Genomic DNA, 14,211 nt, shown 5'->3' with positions numbered 1-14,211 from the left:
CTGCCGCGCTCGCGACGCCGATGATCCGCTACGGCGACGCCATCGCGCGACTGCTTGCGGTCGCTGCGCGTCTCCCGGCTGAACGCTGCGCGGTGCGTGACGCGCAGGGTCGCGTGCTGGCCGCGCCGGTGTGCAGCCCGATCGCGCTGCCATCGTTCGATCACGCCGCGATGGACGGCTATGCGCTGGCCGCGCCCGAGCCGCTCGAAGCGGGGAGTGAGCATGCCGTGCACGGCTCACAGGCCGCGGGCGATGCAGCTCGCCGCGCGGACGGCGGTGCGTGGGAAATCATGACCGGCGCGCGCATGCCCGATGATCTGGATGCCGTCATCGCGGTGGAGCGCACCGAACTGCTTGAATCCGCGCCGGACGGCACGCCGCTGCGCATCCGCCTGCGCGACGAGCTCAGCGAGGGGCAGAACGTGCGCCACGCGGGCGTCGACGTGGCGCACGGCGCCGCCGTGCTCGATACCGGGACGTCGCTGCAGCCGGCACAGCTGATGCTGCTGGCTGCGATCGGCGTGGCCGAGGTCGAGGTGGTGCGCCGTCCGCGCGTGATGGTGATCGGTACCGGCAAGGAACTGGTGGTCGATCCGCGCCAGAGTCTGGTCGATGGCCAGATCTACAGCTCCAACGGTCCCTACCTCGCCGCCGCGCTCGCGCTGGCCGGCGCGCAGGTGCTGTCGTGCGAAGTGGTCGACGACACCGCCATCACCTACGCCGACGCGCTGCGTCGTGCGCAGCAGGCCGGCGCGGACCTCGTGGTGAGCACCGGCGCCGTGTCGATGGGCCGCTACGATTTCGTGCCGGATGCGCTGCGCCGGTTGGGCGCGAACGAGCTGTTCCACAAGGTGGCGATGCGCCCCGGCAAGCCGCTGCTGGCGGCCACCTTGCCCGAGGGTCCGCTGGTGATGGCCTTGCCCGGCACGCCGATGGCGGTCGCCGCGGGCATGCGTTTCTTCGTCGCACCCGTGCTGCGCGCCATGCTGGGGCAGGGCGACGAGCCGCCCCCGCATGCCGTGCTCGACACGCCGCAGCAGCCCAAGGCCGGCTTGCGCCACTTCCTGCGCGCCACATTCGCGCTGGACGCCGACGGCCGGCTGCATGCACGGGTGATGTCGCAGCAGCAGCCGTTCCGCATCCTGCCGTTCACGCAGGCCGATGGTTGGGTGGTGCTCGATGAGGATGCCGGCGACTGCGCAGCCGGGCGCATCGTGCAGGTGGCCAGCCTCGATGCGGGCACGGCGTTGCCGCTGCACCCGTTCCACTGATCGCATGGGAGGTCCGCCATGAAGCTCCAGTTCGACGGCCAGCAACTGCGCGTGCGCATCGACGAGGAGGAACTCGCCGTCTTGCTTCGCGGCGACGCAGTGGACGCCGCCACGCATGCCGGTGATGCCTTTACGCTGCACTGCACGCTGCAGCTTCATGCGCAGGCCGAAGCGCGTATGGATGGACCGGCCGAGCGGTGCCAGCTTCATTTGCCCGAACAAGCAGTCCGCGAGCTGGCGTCGCGATTACCCACCCGCGACGGCCTGCAGTTTGCTCTGCCGGGCGCGACGCCGGCCAACACGCTGGCACTGCTGTTCGACGTCGACGTGCGCGACAGCGCGCGCCGGCTCAAGGCCGCCCGTCACGCCGCACCGAAACCGTAGGAGCCCGCTCGCGGGCGACGCTGTTTGCTCCGAGTGTGGATTCAAAGCGGGAGGCATCGCCCGCAAGCGGGCTCCTTCAGGTGGTGCTGCCGGACGATGATCTCCGCGGGCCTTCTCGCCATCGGCAGGCGCGGTCAGAACCCCAGCTTCGCGCCGGCGCCGAGCAGGGTTGCGATGCCCAGCAGGGCGAAGATCGCCGCGGCGATCGAATGCACCAGCTTCATCGGGATTTTCGCGGCGAGGCGATCGCCCACGAACACCGCCGGCACGTCGGCGATCAGCATGCCGATCGTGGTGCCGGCCACCACCATCAGCGGGTTGGGGTAGTGCGCGGCCATCGCCACGGTGGCGATCTGCGTCTTGTCGCCCATCTCGGCGAGGAAGAAGGTGACCAGCGTGGCGGTGAACACGCCCACGCGCTTGGCCACCTGGGTTTCTTCCTCCTCGATCTTGTCGGGGATCAGCGTCCAGATCGCCATGCCGATGAACGAGGCGCCGAGCACCCAGCGCAACACGCCGGGGCTCACCACCGAGGTGATCCACGCCCCCAACGCGCCGGCGAGGCCGTGGTTCACGATCGTTGCGCAGAAGATGCCGGCGATGATCGGCAGCGGCTTCTTGAAACGCGCGGCGAGGATGAAGGCGAGCAGCTGGGTCTTGTCGCCGATTTCCGCAAGAGCGACGACGCCGGCGGATACGAGCAGAGCTTCCATGGGATACGTCCGGGCCGGTCGAAAGACGGTTGACCACACGTCTCCCCGGCCCATGCGAAGACGTGTGGTCAAAGGTCTTGCCAGGCAGGTGGGCTGCTTGCGCCATGGCCGGTGGGCCAAGTGTGTTGACGCGAGCCTCTTCGAGCGAAGAGCGGCTACTCCCCAATGACCCGCGCATGATAGCCGAGGCGGTCCTTCACGGCGATGCCGGGTCCGCCTATGCTGCCGCGCTTCACGGATGGAATGCGCATATGGATCTGGCCCTGTTCGACTTCGACGGCACCATCACCACCGGCGACACCTACACGCCGTTTCTCGGCTATGTCAGTCCGGCTGCGTTCCGCCGTCGGGCGTGGCGGCAGCTGCTGTGGCCATGGCTGGGCTACAAGCTCGGGTTCGTCTCCGGCACGGCGGTGCGGCGACAGGTCACCGCGCACGTGCTCGGCGGACGTGATGCGGAGTCGATCCGCGCGCTGGGCGCGCGCTACGCACGCGAGCGGCTGCCGCACGTGCTGCGGCCCGAGGCGATGGCGCGACTCGCATGGCACCGCGAGCGCGGCGACCGCATCGTGGTGGTGTCGGCCTCGCTCGATGCGTATCTGGTGCCGTGGTGCCGCGCGCACCGGCTGGAGCTGATCTGCAGCGAGCTGGAAGCGGACGGTGGCCGTCTCACCGGCACGTATCGCGGCGGCGACTGCGCGGGTGCGGCCAAGGCGGCACGCGTGCGAGAACAGTTGGCATTGCCCGACTACCGGCGGATCTACGCCTACGGCGACACCATCGAGGACCGCGAGCTGCTGGCGCTGGCGCACCACCCGGTCTATCGCTGGCAGAAGGCCGTGCCGACAGTCTGAGCCGGCGTCTTGTGCCCGGCCTGCGCCATCGGGCAGCTGCGTGCGGCGTTGAGACTGCAACGCCACGGGTTGCTGCAGACGGTGTCCGGGCGGCCGTGCGGCCAGAGCTTCGCGCCGCGCTCAGCGCGCGATGGCGCGCTTGAGCCGGTCGCGCACGGCGGCCCAGGCGGGCTCGTCCGGCGGCAGGTCGATGGCGATCCAGTCGTAGCTATGGGCGTCCAGCTCGTGCAGTGCGGCGTACAGGCGCTGCGCGTAGGCCTCGGGCGTGTCCGGCATCACCTGCAGGTGCGCCACCGGCAGGGCGGCGTAGTGCGCGGGGCGATGGGTGAGCAAGGCGCCGTCGCCGCTGGGCACGGCCATCGACGGATGCGCCGTAAGCGTCATGGTGCGTGGGCTGTAGTGGCGAAAATGCATGCCCGGGGCGGCGTGCGTCTCGCCCTTCGCCGGCGCGGCGCCCGGCACGCGCACCGGCATGCCGATCACCGCCTCGATCGCCTCGCGGCTCACCCCGCCGGGACGCAGCAGCACCGGGCCGTCGTCGTAAAGCGCCAGCACGCTGGACTCGATGCCCACCGTGCACGGCCCGCCGTCAAGGATGAGGTCCACCTCGCTGCCCAGTCCGGCGCGCACGTGCTCGGCGGTGGTGGGCGAGATCTGGGTGAAACGGTTGGCGCTGGGCGCGGCGATCGGCACGCCGGCAGCGGCGATCAGGGCCAGCGCCACCGGGTGGTTGGGCATGCGCACGCCCACATGCGTCCCACCGCCGGTGATGATGTCCGGCACGATGTCGCGCCGCGGCAGCACCAGCGTGAGCGGCCCCGGCCAGAACGTCTCGGCCAGCCGCTGCGCGGCGTCCGGCCAGTAGGTGACCAGTTCGCGCGCCGCCGCGATGCGGTCGACGTGGATGATCAGCGGGCTGGTGCGTGGCCGGCGCTTCACCTCGAAGATGCGCGCCACCGCCGCCGGATCGAGCGCGTTCGCGCCCAGGCCGTAGACGGTTTCGGTGGGGAAGGCGACCAGCTTGCCGGCGCGCAGCGCCTTGGCCGCGCGGCTCATCTGCAGCTTGCCGGGCATCTTGGCGCCGGCCGCGTCGGCGAGCGGACGCAGCCTCATGCCGGCACGTTCTCGCGCAGGTCGCCCAGCCACGCCTCGGGCGAGGCGTCGCTGGGCATGCGCCAGTCGCCGCGCGGCGACAGCGAACCGCCGCCGCCTACCTTGGGCGCGTTCGGCACCGCGCTGCGCTTGAACTGCGCGGCGAAGAAGCGGGTGATGAACAGTTCCATCCAGTGCTTGATCTCGGCCAGCGTGTACGCGCGCCGCTGCGCACCCTGCACCAGCGCCGGCCAGTCGCCGCGGCTCGCCTCGCCCCAGGCCTGGTGGGCGAGGTAGGCGATCTTGCTGGGGCGGAAACCGAAGCGGGTGAGGTAGTACAGGGTGAAATCCTGCAGCGGGTACGGGCCCACGTGTTGCTCGGTGTCCTGCAGCGCACCGCTGGCGTCGGCGGGCACCAGCTCGGGCGAGATGGTGGTGCCGGCGATGGCGTCGAGCACCTTGCAGGTTGCCGCGTCGTGGCGGTCGCCCTGCGCGAACCAGCGGATCAGGTACTGGATCAGCGTCTTGGGCACCGAGGCATTCACGTTGTAGTGCGACATGTGATCGCCCACGCCGTAGGTGCACCAGCCCAGCGCCAGCTCGCTCAAGTCGCCGGTGCCCAGCACGAAGGCGCGATGCTGGTTGGCCAGCCGGAACAGGTGCGAGGTGCGCTCGCCGGCCTGCACGTTCTCGAAGGTGATGTCGTACACCGGCTCGCCCTTCGCATACGGGTGGCCCAGGTCGGCCAGCATCTGCGTGCACGAGGGGCGGATGTCGATCTCCTCGCCGCTGACGCCGAGCGCGCGCATCAGCGCGTGCGCCTGCTCGCGCGTCTGCGTGCTGGTGGCGAAGCCGGGCATGGTGTAGCCGAGGATGTTGGTGCGCGGCAGGCCGAGCCGGTCGAACGCCTGCACCGCCACGAGCAGGGCGAGGGTGGAATCCAGCCCGCCGGAGACGCCGATCACCAGCCGTTCCGCCCCGGTGGCGCGCAGGCGCTGGATCAATCCGTGCGACTGGATGTTGATCGCCTCGTAGCAGCGCTGGTCCAGCGTGGTCGGGTTGGACGGCACGTAGGGAAAGCGCGGCAGCACGCGGCGCAGCGTGTTGTCCTTCAGCGTCGGCACGCGGAACGCGAACGGCACCCGGCGCATCGCGCGCAGCGTGTCGTGCAGGTCGCGCACCTGGTCGTTGTAGCTGGTCATGCGCGAGCGCTCCTGCACCAGCCGCTCCAGGTCCACGTCGGCCAGCAGGCGGTGGTCGTCGCACTGGAAGCGCTCGGACTCGGCCAGCACCGTGCCGTTCTCGGCGATCATCGCCTGGCCGTCCCAGGCCAGGTCGGTGGTGGATTCACCCAGCCCGGCCGAGGTGTAGACGTGCGCGGCGAGGCAGCGTGCCGAGTGGCTCTCGCACAGCAGGCGGCGATAGTCGGCCTTGCCCACGGTGACGTTGCTGGCCGACAGGTTCACCAACACGGTGGCGCCGGCCAGCGCGGCATAAGTGCTCGGCGGCACCGGCACCCACATGTCCTCGCAGATCTCCGCATGCACACGCAGGTGCGGATGCGAGGCGGCGGTAAAGATCAGGTCGGTGCCGAACGGTACCTCGCGCCCCAGCACCGCGGCCGTGTCGGCCACCGACTGCGCCGCCGAGGTGTACTGGCGCGCCTCGTAGAACTCGCGGTAGTTGGGCAGGTAGCGCTTGGGCACCACGCCCAGCAGCTCGCCGCCCTGCAGCGCGGCGGCCACGTTGAACAACTGGCCCTCCACCCGCAGCGGCAGGCCCACGAACACCAGCGGCAGCAAGTGCGTGGTGGCCTCGCGCACCGCGTCCAGCGCGGTGAGGCTGGCGTCGAGCAGGGCATCCTGCTGGGCCAGGTCGTCCAGGCTGTAGCCGGACAGGCCCAGCTCCGGAAACACCACCACCGCCGCGCCTTCCGCCGCCGCCTCGCGCAGCTGCGCGATCGTCCGCTCGGCGTTGAACGCCGGATCGGCCAGCCGCATCGACGGCACGACGGCCGCCAGCCGCACGAAACCGTGGCGATAGGGCGAGTGGAAATCGGACGGCATGCGGGGCTCCAGCCAAGGTGGCGCCTGCGAATGCTACGTGGTTTCGGCGGTGCAGCGAACCCGAGGGCACCCGTTGCGGCTCGGCAGCATCAACCATCACCTCAGGGAACGCGAAGTTTCGGTGCTGCGGCAGACGTGTAGAGCCTGGTTCCCACCGCACAGCGCGATTCAGTAAGCCCGTACAGTGCGGCTGCGAAAGCAGCATCGGGTGGTCCAAAAACGTCGATGCGATTTGGATGGCAAAGCCGGGCAGGAAAGACTCATTTTGAAAAGCATTTTTCTGGCAATCGGCCTGCTTGCGATGACTGCCCATGGAGCCATGGCCCAGCATTCGCTGCCGCAGGGAAGGCAGACAGCACGGCCCGGGGTATCGGAGCCTGCTCTCTCCACCTCGGCTGCTCGCCTCTTGAGCGAACCGAATCCACCACAGCCCGCAACGCCTGGTGGAATCGACGGGTTTGCTCCTGTGGTTGGCTATCTCTGCATTGCTGAAACCGATCTATGGGTCCAGACAACGCCCTGTTCACGCACTCAACTCGCCAAACCCGGCATGCCAACTCAGCCCGTACAACAAAGGCTGTTGAACAGGCAGACGCTTTGCCGATATCTCGCACTCGACGTTCAAGTTGGCCCCGACCTGTCGGCCAGCCGTCAGTTGGATGAGCGGAGCCGGCTTATCAAAGAGCATGGCTGCAGGGGCTGATCCAGCAAACCAAGCACCCGCACACGGGTTCGGTCCCATATCCGATGGCCTCGACTCGACTCTGGAGGCCATCGGGCAACTCGCACAACGGAGGCCGTCGCCTGGCCTCACTCCGGCAACTTGAACGCCACTAGCGCGTCACTCCGCCCGGTATCCAGCTTGCCGTGACCGCCCGCCGCAATCACCACGTACTGTCGGTTGCCCACGGCGTAGGTCATCGGCGTGGCCATGCCCGGCGCCGGCAGCTCGGCGCGCCACAGCTCCTTGCCGGTGGCGCGGTCCAGCGCACGCAGGTAGCCGTCGGTGGCCGCGCCGATGAACACCAGCCCGCTTGCCGTCATCAGCGGCCCGCCCATGCCCGGCATGCCCTTGATCGAGATCGGCCACGGCGCCTTGTGCTTGCCGGTGCCCAGCGGGATCGACCAGTCCAGCTTGCCGGTGCTCAGGTTCAGCGCCACCACCCGGCCCCACGGCGGGGCGATGCACGGCGCCCCCAGCGGCGACTGCAGCACGCGACGGCGCATGCCGTACGGCGTGTGCTTCATGCGCGCGTACTCCCAACCTTTCGCGCCGCCGGCCTTCACCTGAGCCAGCCACTCCTCGCGCGGCAGCAGCTGCACCTGCATCGGCAGGTCGTTGACGTTGGTCACCAGGGTCTGCGTGGCCGGGTCCCAGGCGCCGGAGCCCCAGTTCACGCCGCCGGCGTAGCTGGGCATCTCGATGGTTCCCTGCAGGCTGGGCGGGGTGAAGATGCCCTCGCTCTTCAGCGAGCCGATCAGCGCGCGGCAGCGGCCGCGATCCCAGAAGGTGAGGCCGTGGGCATCTTCGGGCGTCACCGGTCCGTTGCGCACCAGCGAGGGCAGGGCCGAGAACGGCTGGGTCGGCGACAGCTTCTCGCCCACCACGCCGTCCTGCGGCACCGGCTTCTCGGTGATGTCGAACAGCGGCGTGCCGTCGTCGCGGCGGAACACGAACACCTGGCCGGTCTTGGTCAACTGGATCACCGCCGGGATGCTCTGCCCGTCGCGCTTGAGGTCAATGAGCATCGGCTGCGCGGCCAGGTCGTAGTCCCATACGTCGTGGTGAATCAACTGCCGCGCCCACACCAGCTTGCCGGTGGCGGTATCTAGCGCCACCAGCGAATTGGCCCAGTGGTTGTCGCCGGGGCGCTCGCCGCCGTAGGGGTCGGGGCTGGCCGAGCCGGTGGGGATGAACACCAGGTGCCGCGCCGCATCCACCGACAGCACGCCCCAGGCATTCGCCGCGCCGTCCCAGGTGGGGTAGGGCGTGGCGTTCGGATCGCCGGCTTCGGCGGTGCGCTCGATCGGGTCCCAGTGCCAGCGCAGCGCACCGGTGCGGGCGTCGAAGGCGCGTACCACGCCCATGGCGTTGGCGGCCGAATAGTTGTCGCCGATGGATGAGCCCAGGATCAGCGTGTCGCCGTCCACCGCCGGCGGCGAGGTGAAGGCGTAGTCGGCGGGCGAGGTGTCGCGCAACGCCGGGTCCAGGCGCAGCTGACCGTGCTCGCCGAAACCCTCGCAGGGCTTGCCGGTGGTCGCGTCCAGCGCGATCAGCCGCGCGTCCATCGTGGCGTAGAAGATGCGCGCCGCGCAGATCGTGCCAGCTGCCGCAGTGCTGTCTTTCCAGTACGTCACGCCGCGCGAGGACAGTTCGGAAAAATCCTGCTGCGGATTGATGTGCGCGTCGTAGCGCCAGCGCGGCTTGCCGGTGGCCGCATCCAGCGCGAACACCTCGCCGGTGGCGGTGCTGAAGTACAGCGTGCCGTCCACGAACAGCGGCGTCGCCTCGAAGGTCAGCTTCCCCTCGACATCCCAACCCTTGGCCAGCGCCCCGGTGTGAAACGTCCACGCCGGCTTCAGTGCCGCCACGTTGGCCGGGGTGATCTGCGTGAGCGGCGCGAACTTGCTGCCGCCCGCATCACCACCCCAGGCAGTCCACTGGAACGCATGCGCCGCGGCATCCAGCGGCGGAACGTCGACCGGAGCCGAACGGGAACAGCCGCCGAGCAGGGCGGTGACGGCGGCGGCGAGGATGAAGGTGGAACCACGCATCGATGGACGCTCCCTGTGACAGTGGGCGCAGGGTCGCGGGTGGCGTGGGGTGGGGCAAGCGATTTGGGGTGAGTGGGATGGGGAATGACGTGGGCGGGTTCGAATATCAGTGCGGCCCATGCACGGCTTTCGCACTTGTACCGCTTGGTGGCCCGTGGAACGATCCGGAAGTCGGTCGAAGCGCGGCTCGAAGGGGAGGGCGCAAGACCATGCGAATCGACGACATCAGCAGACCACCGCCGTTGGTTTGATAAGGGAAGTGCCGCGCCCAGTGCGCGGAGCTCGAAGGAGCAGGCGGAAGCATGACACCGCATATCCAAACCCACTTTGCGCCAGGCACCACAAACATGGATCGTCTCTACGCCGTCCCGGATGACTTCGAAGCAACCATCCGAATTTTCACGGAAGCCCAGGGCGGACGTAGGACCCCTCCGTTCAATGGCATACGCTGGGATTTCTCTTACCTTGCGGACGGCGGTACGTATCCGCTCTACATGATCTGGCCAGATTTCTTCTCTCCATCCGGAGATAGCCTGCCCATAGATCAGCCGCTTCCTTTGAACATTGAGCTGCCCGCCCGCATGACTGTTGTCGTAGACGAAATGCGTGAACAATTGCACCGAGTCCGCATCAAGCCTGGAATTGAGTTCTACTGCCATGAGGGTCCTAGACGTGTGGCAATCGGGCGAGTTACTTGCATTACCGGGTTGAACAAACCTCGTGCAAGCTGTGGCCAGCCGAGCCAAAACTTGGGGTAGGGTGGAATTTTTTGTGCTATTTTCGAGAAAGTGTAATCTGACCCCAGTTTCTACTATGAGCACTATCTTCACAGCTTCACTCAAAGACCAACACAAGTCATGTTTAACTCAGTAAGCGTCGCCAACTTCATGCGAATCTGCGCTGAAGTAAAGATCCCTTTGGGGCCGGTCACTATCCTTGTAGGTGAAAATGGATCCGGCAAGTCATCGATTCTTCGGGCGATTCATTGGGCAATCCGTTGCGCCGTCTTGAGGGATGGCTCAGATCGCGTAACTCTAGAGCGAATGGATTACGCACCGAGTCGAGATTTCTTGCATCTTTCGCATAAGATTCGTCTGAATAGTGAAGGTGCTTCACCCAAAGTACGCGTGGTGCTGGAATCCGGCCCCGACAAGCTAGAGATAAATATGCATTCAACTCGCAACGATGCCGGAATCAAGGCGATCGTTGCTGGAAGCCTCGCAAGCACAATCACTGCTACAGCGCAGATAACTGCGTATATCCCTGGTTTAGCTGGTCTCTCGGAAGCTGAGTCATTGCTCGCCACGCCGGTACTTCATCGGCGGGCCGCTTCAGGTGAGGGCGGCTCGGTGCTGCGGCACATCTTGCTCGGCCTAGCAATATCCGCAACCGGTCGCGATACCATCGAAAAGCATGAGGAACTTACAGAGCTAAGTCGATGGGTTGGAAAGGTTTTCCCAGGCGTTCGCTTTTGGGTCAAGTTCGATCGATTGAGGGACGTGAACATTGACGCAAAGTTCCTCACAGCTGACATGGTTGAACCTGGCAAGAAACTGGACCTTCAGTGGAGATCGCTGGAGATGGCCGGCACGGGCTTCCTGCAGGTAGTCCAAATCTTTGCCTACCTGCTTCACTTCAAGCCACGGCTCTTGCTAATTGACGAACCCGATTCTCACCTTCATCCCGGGACGCAAGAGAGACTAATCTCAGCGCTTGAAGACGCCGCGAGTGCGTTCCCGGAAACCCAGTTCATGCTTGCAACCCACTCCCCGAGCTTAGTTCGGGCCTCCAGTGCTACCTCTCACGTATTGTGGATGAGCGATGGCGCACTACGAAGCGAAAGAGAGGATCAGGTACGCCAGCGCATGGGGTGGGGGGCGCTAGACAAGGATCTTCTTCTTCTTACCGAAGACGGAAATCTTCAATACATGAAGAATATTCTTGCGCAATGGCCTGAACTAGCCCGCAAGGTGTTGCTGTGGCCGACATTTGGCTCTGGGTCTCTGCCTCGCGGCTCTGCGCTAGCAAAGACTAGGCAGGAGCTCGGCATTGCTGTTGCCGTCCACAGAGATCGAGATTTCTTGTCTGATGCGGATAAGGCCGCTTTGATCAAGAAAATGGAGTACGACATCCACGGCGTTCCCTTCTGGATGCCAGAAGGATCAGACATAGAAGCCGGATTTTGCTTGCCTGAGCACTTAGAGAAGATATTTGACATTGACAGCTCTGACGCAACTGCTCTGCTACGTGAAGCAATTGCCCTCGTCGACGCTGACGCGGCAGAGACAGACTTCAATACGGCTTACCAATCTGCTGTTGGTGGCTTGAGTAAAGAAGAGGTCAGCGTGCCGAGCAAACGTTGGAGAGAACTTGCTGGCCCCTGCGCCGCGACCATTAAAGGAAAAATGCTGTTGACCAAAGTCGAGGAGGCGGCAAAGAAGAGATACATCGGAACGCCTGACGTGAAGAAACTCAAGGGGCTAAAGCAGATTTCGAACCCGGCAGTCCCGATGCACTCTGATCTCAAGGCACTGCTCGAGCAGGCAATCTCGGCACAAAAGCTGCTGTCGTGACGCATTGGAGTTAAGGGGGACGTGGCTAATTAAATGCAGGCTCTGTCCGGCATGGCGGGGGTCTGCTTGGATTAATTAGCCGTCCCCTTAGTGTTATTGGCTTTCGAACGCCAGGCCCTACAAGGAGTCTCCCTATGGCCGAACACACAAATCTCGTCACCCTCGCATCCTCGCTCCCGGAAGCCTGGCGGTCGCATGTGGTGGGCCGGCCTGCCGGCGCCAACTTCAAGGTGGTGCGAATGGACGGCCAGGCCTATCCGAACGAATCCCATCCGTTTGATGAGGCGCTTCTGGTTCTGGACGGACAGATGAATCTGCAGCTTGGCGACGCGGTAACACGCGTAGGCCCCGGCGAGGTATACATCGTGCCGGCCGGCGTGCCGCACGCCGTGGCAGAAGGAAGCCATGGCACGCTCGTCATTATCGATGGCGGGGCTTAGCAATCCTTCGAAGCCGTCGCCGCTTTGCGGCTAGGCTTAGCAGGATCAGAGTCGACTTTTCGATGAGCGTTGGTGGTGAAACTGCGCTCTGACACCTTTTGCTGTTGAGCGAAGTTACTGGAGGCTATCGAGTGCACCTCACGACGATCATTCTTCTCGTGCTGGCTCTGTATGTCGCCCAGATCTTCCTGCAAGAGACCTCGCGCTTCAGGTTCGACCTCAAGGGCATTGTTGGCAATCGCGACGTTCAGCCCGAACCCTCGGTGATCGCGGCACGGCTGGATCGGGCGAAGAACAATCTTCTGGAGGCCTTGCCGATCTTCATCTCCCTGGCACTGCTGGCCCTTACGACGGGAACCAGCCAGGAGGCCGAGGCTCAGGGCGCCCTGGTCTTTCTCGTCGCCCGCGTCGTCTATGTGCCCGCCTACGTCAGCGGTATTCCCTGGCTGCGATCCCTGGTCTGGCTGGTCAGCATCTTCGGTCTTCTGCTGATGGCGTTGCCGATGATCTAGGCCGCGCCGAGAAGCAGGGGGCAGCGGCGATGCTCTGCCTCACCGCCCCCGCAACCGCTCGCGCGCGGCTTGGAATGTCCGAATGCACTACTGGGCGGCGGCCTCTTCCGATTGCTCTTCACTCGGCTTGTCTAGCATGTGCGCCAGCCGGCCCGCGGCGGCACGAATTTCCGGCATGGCCGTGCATTCCCACAAGCTGCCGCGCAGCAGCGAGCCGATACCATAGAGACCCGGCTGAACGCGCCCTTCGGCATCCAGCAGTTGCCCGTCGGGTTCTGCCGCTACACCCAGTTGCAGGGGATCCGGAATGGCTAGTCCATCGTCAAGCAGCTGGGCCAGCAGCGGATCGCGCGCGTATGCGACCGCCGTGTCCAGGCCGGTCGCCTGGATCACCCGGTCCGCCTCGATGGTGCTCAGCAGCTGGGTGGCCCGACTGCGCACGGTCATGGCCAACGGACCGTGCCCTTCCACGGCCAACACGCGGGCGGCATGAATATGCAATCGCCCGGACTCGATCAGTGCCTGTATGTTCTCGGCCGACGCCGGTGCGGTGCGATGGCGCGAAGCCTCCCAGACCCAGCGCACATGTCGTAGAAACTGCAGGCGCTTTTCCACCCTTAGCCCTTCCCACAGCCGTGCATTGACCGGCCGCATGCCATCAATGACGGCACGCCAGTCCGTACCCGCGGGGTCGGCCAGCGCCTGGCGAACGAGCCGCATCATCGGGAGTACGCCGTCGCATGCGAGCAGCGCCGTATTGAGATCGTCCTGGAAAGGGTATGGGGCGACCGGCCGGTCCGGATGGCGAAATGGCAGCAGGCCGTGGCGAGATACTGCTGCCAGCTCGGCATTCGGCCAGCGGGTGGCGGCCGAGATCAGCGTATCGACCGCCGTCAGGCCGGTGCCGATAACCACAATCCGGCGTGGCGCCTGAGCCGGCTCGTCCATGCTCCAGGGGTCCAGCACGTAGGCGCCACTGCCGAGCGCCTCGGCGGACACGGTCTTGAGCGTCCGCGGCGCCAGTGCGCCGATGGCCAGTACCGCTGCATTGACGACCAGCGCCTCGCCTTGTTCCAGCTCGACGCGATAGCGCTCGGCGGTGTCCCTGTGAATCGCCAGCGCCTTCGCATGGTGTACCTGGAAACGGCGACCGCGCGCATGCGCTTCGCTCATCGCTGCGTTTACCTGGGCCTCGATGAATTCGCCGAACAGGCGGCGAGGTAGGAAGTCGCCGCCCTGAGCCTGGCCGAGGGAGCGGCTGGCGTGCTGCAAAAAGTCGTCCTTCTGGTCGGCAAACAACCCCATGCCCGCGGCGCGAACGTTCAGCAGGTGCCGGTCGTCGCGCGAGGCATACGCGACGCCTCGACCAGGGGCGATGCATCCGGTGATCCAATGGATGGTGCCTTGTCGGTTCGGTCTTCGCAGCAGCTCGCCGAATACCGCAGCGCCTGCTGCACCGCCACCGATGATTGCGATGTCAGTCATAGTCTGAATCCTGATGTTGTAGGGACTCGGTCAGAGATCGGCTCGC

12 protein-coding genes and 1 riboswitch are annotated in these 14,211 nt (G+C 65.9%); of the genes, 7 read left to right on the top strand and 5 right to left on the bottom strand.

Features of this window, described 5'->3' with window-relative positions:
* Window positions 1-20 precede the first annotated feature (20 nt).
* Together ISP17_RS14075 and ISP17_RS14070 are read left to right on the top strand one after the other, a co-directional pair.
* Window positions 21-1,271, top strand: a complete 1,251-nt coding sequence (locus ISP17_RS14075; RefSeq protein WP_404634188.1) for a molybdopterin molybdotransferase MoeA — start codon at window positions 21-23, stop codon at window positions 1,269-1,271.
* Between the two features lie 18 nt (window positions 1,272-1,289).
* Entirely contained in the window at window positions 1,290-1,655 is a 366-nt protein-coding gene (locus ISP17_RS14070; protein ID WP_404634186.1) for a hypothetical protein, read from the top strand.
* A gap of 134 nt (window positions 1,656-1,789) precedes the next feature.
* Here the strand turns inward: ISP17_RS14070 and ISP17_RS14065 are convergent, their stop codons facing one another.
* A complete protein-coding gene (locus ISP17_RS14065; RefSeq protein WP_404634184.1) occupies window positions 1,790-2,368 on the bottom strand; it encodes a TMEM165/GDT1 family protein in 579 nt (192 codons plus the stop codon).
* Between the two features lie 9 nt (window positions 2,369-2,377).
* Window positions 2,378-2,547: riboswitch (yybP-ykoY riboswitch) on the bottom strand.
* Window positions 2,548-2,619: 72 nt separating this feature from the next.
* Between ISP17_RS14065 and ISP17_RS14060 the strand changes: the two genes are divergently transcribed.
* Complete coding sequence (locus ISP17_RS14060; protein WP_404634182.1) at window positions 2,620-3,222, top strand: HAD family hydrolase; 603 nt, start codon at window positions 2,620-2,622, stop codon at window positions 3,220-3,222.
* A 120-nt stretch (window positions 3,223-3,342) separates the two neighbouring features.
* On the opposite strand, the gene ISP17_RS14055 is transcribed toward ISP17_RS14060, so the two are convergent.
* Window positions 3,343-4,335 carry an L-threonylcarbamoyladenylate synthase gene (locus ISP17_RS14055; RefSeq protein ID WP_404634180.1) on the bottom strand — a complete coding sequence of 331 codons (993 nt, stop codon included), beginning with the start codon at window positions 4,333-4,335 and terminating at the stop codon, window positions 3,343-3,345.
* The gene (locus ISP17_RS14050; RefSeq protein ID WP_404634178.1) at window positions 4,332-6,380 is read right to left on the bottom strand and encodes an NAD(+) synthase; all 2,049 of its coding nucleotides are present in this window, start codon (window positions 6,378-6,380) and stop codon (window positions 4,332-4,334) included. Before ISP17_RS14050 ends, ISP17_RS14055 begins: the two co-directional genes overlap by 4 nt.
* 208 nt (window positions 6,381-6,588) lie before the next feature.
* Here ISP17_RS14050 and ISP17_RS14045 point away from each other — a divergent pair, with 208 nt between their 5' ends.
* Window positions 6,589-7,083 carry a hypothetical protein gene (locus ISP17_RS14045; protein WP_404634176.1) on the top strand — a complete coding sequence of 165 codons (495 nt, stop codon included), beginning with the start codon at window positions 6,589-6,591 and terminating at the stop codon, window positions 7,081-7,083.
* 107 nt (window positions 7,084-7,190) lie between these two features.
* Here the strand turns inward: ISP17_RS14045 and ISP17_RS14040 are convergent, their stop codons facing one another.
* Window positions 7,191-9,155, bottom strand: coding sequence for a pyrroloquinoline quinone-dependent dehydrogenase (locus ISP17_RS14040; protein ID WP_404634174.1), 1,965 nt, complete (start codon window positions 9,153-9,155; stop codon window positions 7,191-7,193).
* Between the two features lie 857 nt (window positions 9,156-10,012).
* Here ISP17_RS14040 and ISP17_RS14035 point away from each other — a divergent pair.
* The 3 genes from ISP17_RS14035 (at window position 10,013) to ISP17_RS14025 (ending at window position 12,680) form a co-directional block, all read left to right on the top strand.
* Window positions 10,013-11,728, top strand: a complete 1,716-nt coding sequence (locus ISP17_RS14035; protein WP_404634172.1) for an AAA family ATPase — start codon at window positions 10,013-10,015, stop codon at window positions 11,726-11,728.
* 134 nt (window positions 11,729-11,862) lie between these two features.
* Complete coding sequence (locus ISP17_RS14030; RefSeq protein ID WP_404634170.1) at window positions 11,863-12,168, top strand: cupin domain-containing protein; 306 nt, start codon at window positions 11,863-11,865, stop codon at window positions 12,166-12,168.
* A gap of 131 nt (window positions 12,169-12,299) precedes the next feature.
* Complete coding sequence (locus ISP17_RS14025) at window positions 12,300-12,680, top strand: MAPEG family protein (protein WP_404634168.1); 381 nt, start codon at window positions 12,300-12,302, stop codon at window positions 12,678-12,680.
* Between the two features lie 87 nt (window positions 12,681-12,767).
* Here the strand turns inward: ISP17_RS14025 and ISP17_RS14020 are convergent, their stop codons facing one another.
* Window positions 12,768-14,165 carry an FAD/NAD(P)-binding protein gene (locus tag ISP17_RS14020; protein ID WP_404634166.1) on the bottom strand — a complete coding sequence of 466 codons (1,398 nt, stop codon included), beginning with the start codon at window positions 14,163-14,165 and terminating at the stop codon, window positions 12,768-12,770.
* Between the last annotated feature and the right edge of the window lie 46 nt (window positions 14,166-14,211).

This window comes from Dyella ginsengisoli (genome assembly GCF_044904665.1).
Lineage (GTDB): Bacteria > Pseudomonadota > Gammaproteobacteria > Xanthomonadales > Rhodanobacteraceae > Dyella_A > Dyella_A ginsengisoli.
The sequence above is the reverse complement of the archived record's forward strand: the minus strand, read 5'-3'. Positions and strand labels throughout refer to the sequence as shown.

Coding starts and splice junctions, on each gene's coding strand:
- ISP17_RS14075 (WP_404634188.1), top strand. CDS start 21: ATGATCCGCTACGGCGACGCCATCGCGCGACTGCTTGCGGTCGCTGCG.
- ISP17_RS14070 (WP_404634186.1), top strand. CDS start 1,290: ATGAAGCTCCAGTTCGACGGCCAGCAACTGCGCGTGCGCATCGACGAG.
- ISP17_RS14065 (WP_404634184.1), bottom strand. CDS start 2,368: ATGGAAGCTCTGCTCGTATCCGCCGGCGTCGTCGCTCTTGCGGAAATC.
- ISP17_RS14060 (WP_404634182.1), top strand. CDS start 2,620: ATGGATCTGGCCCTGTTCGACTTCGACGGCACCATCACCACCGGCGAC.
- ISP17_RS14055 (WP_404634180.1), bottom strand. CDS start 4,335: ATGAGGCTGCGTCCGCTCGCCGACGCGGCCGGCGCCAAGATGCCCGGC.
- ISP17_RS14050 (WP_404634178.1), bottom strand. CDS start 6,380: ATGCCGTCCGATTTCCACTCGCCCTATCGCCACGGTTTCGTGCGGCTG.
- ISP17_RS14040 (WP_404634174.1), bottom strand. CDS start 9,155: ATGCGTGGTTCCACCTTCATCCTCGCCGCCGCCGTCACCGCCCTGCTC.
- ISP17_RS14035 (WP_404634172.1), top strand. CDS start 10,013: ATGTTTAACTCAGTAAGCGTCGCCAACTTCATGCGAATCTGCGCTGAA.
- ISP17_RS14030 (WP_404634170.1), top strand. CDS start 11,863: ATGGCCGAACACACAAATCTCGTCACCCTCGCATCCTCGCTCCCGGAA.
- ISP17_RS14020 (WP_404634166.1), bottom strand. CDS start 14,165: ATGACTGACATCGCAATCATCGGTGGCGGTGCAGCAGGCGCTGCGGTA.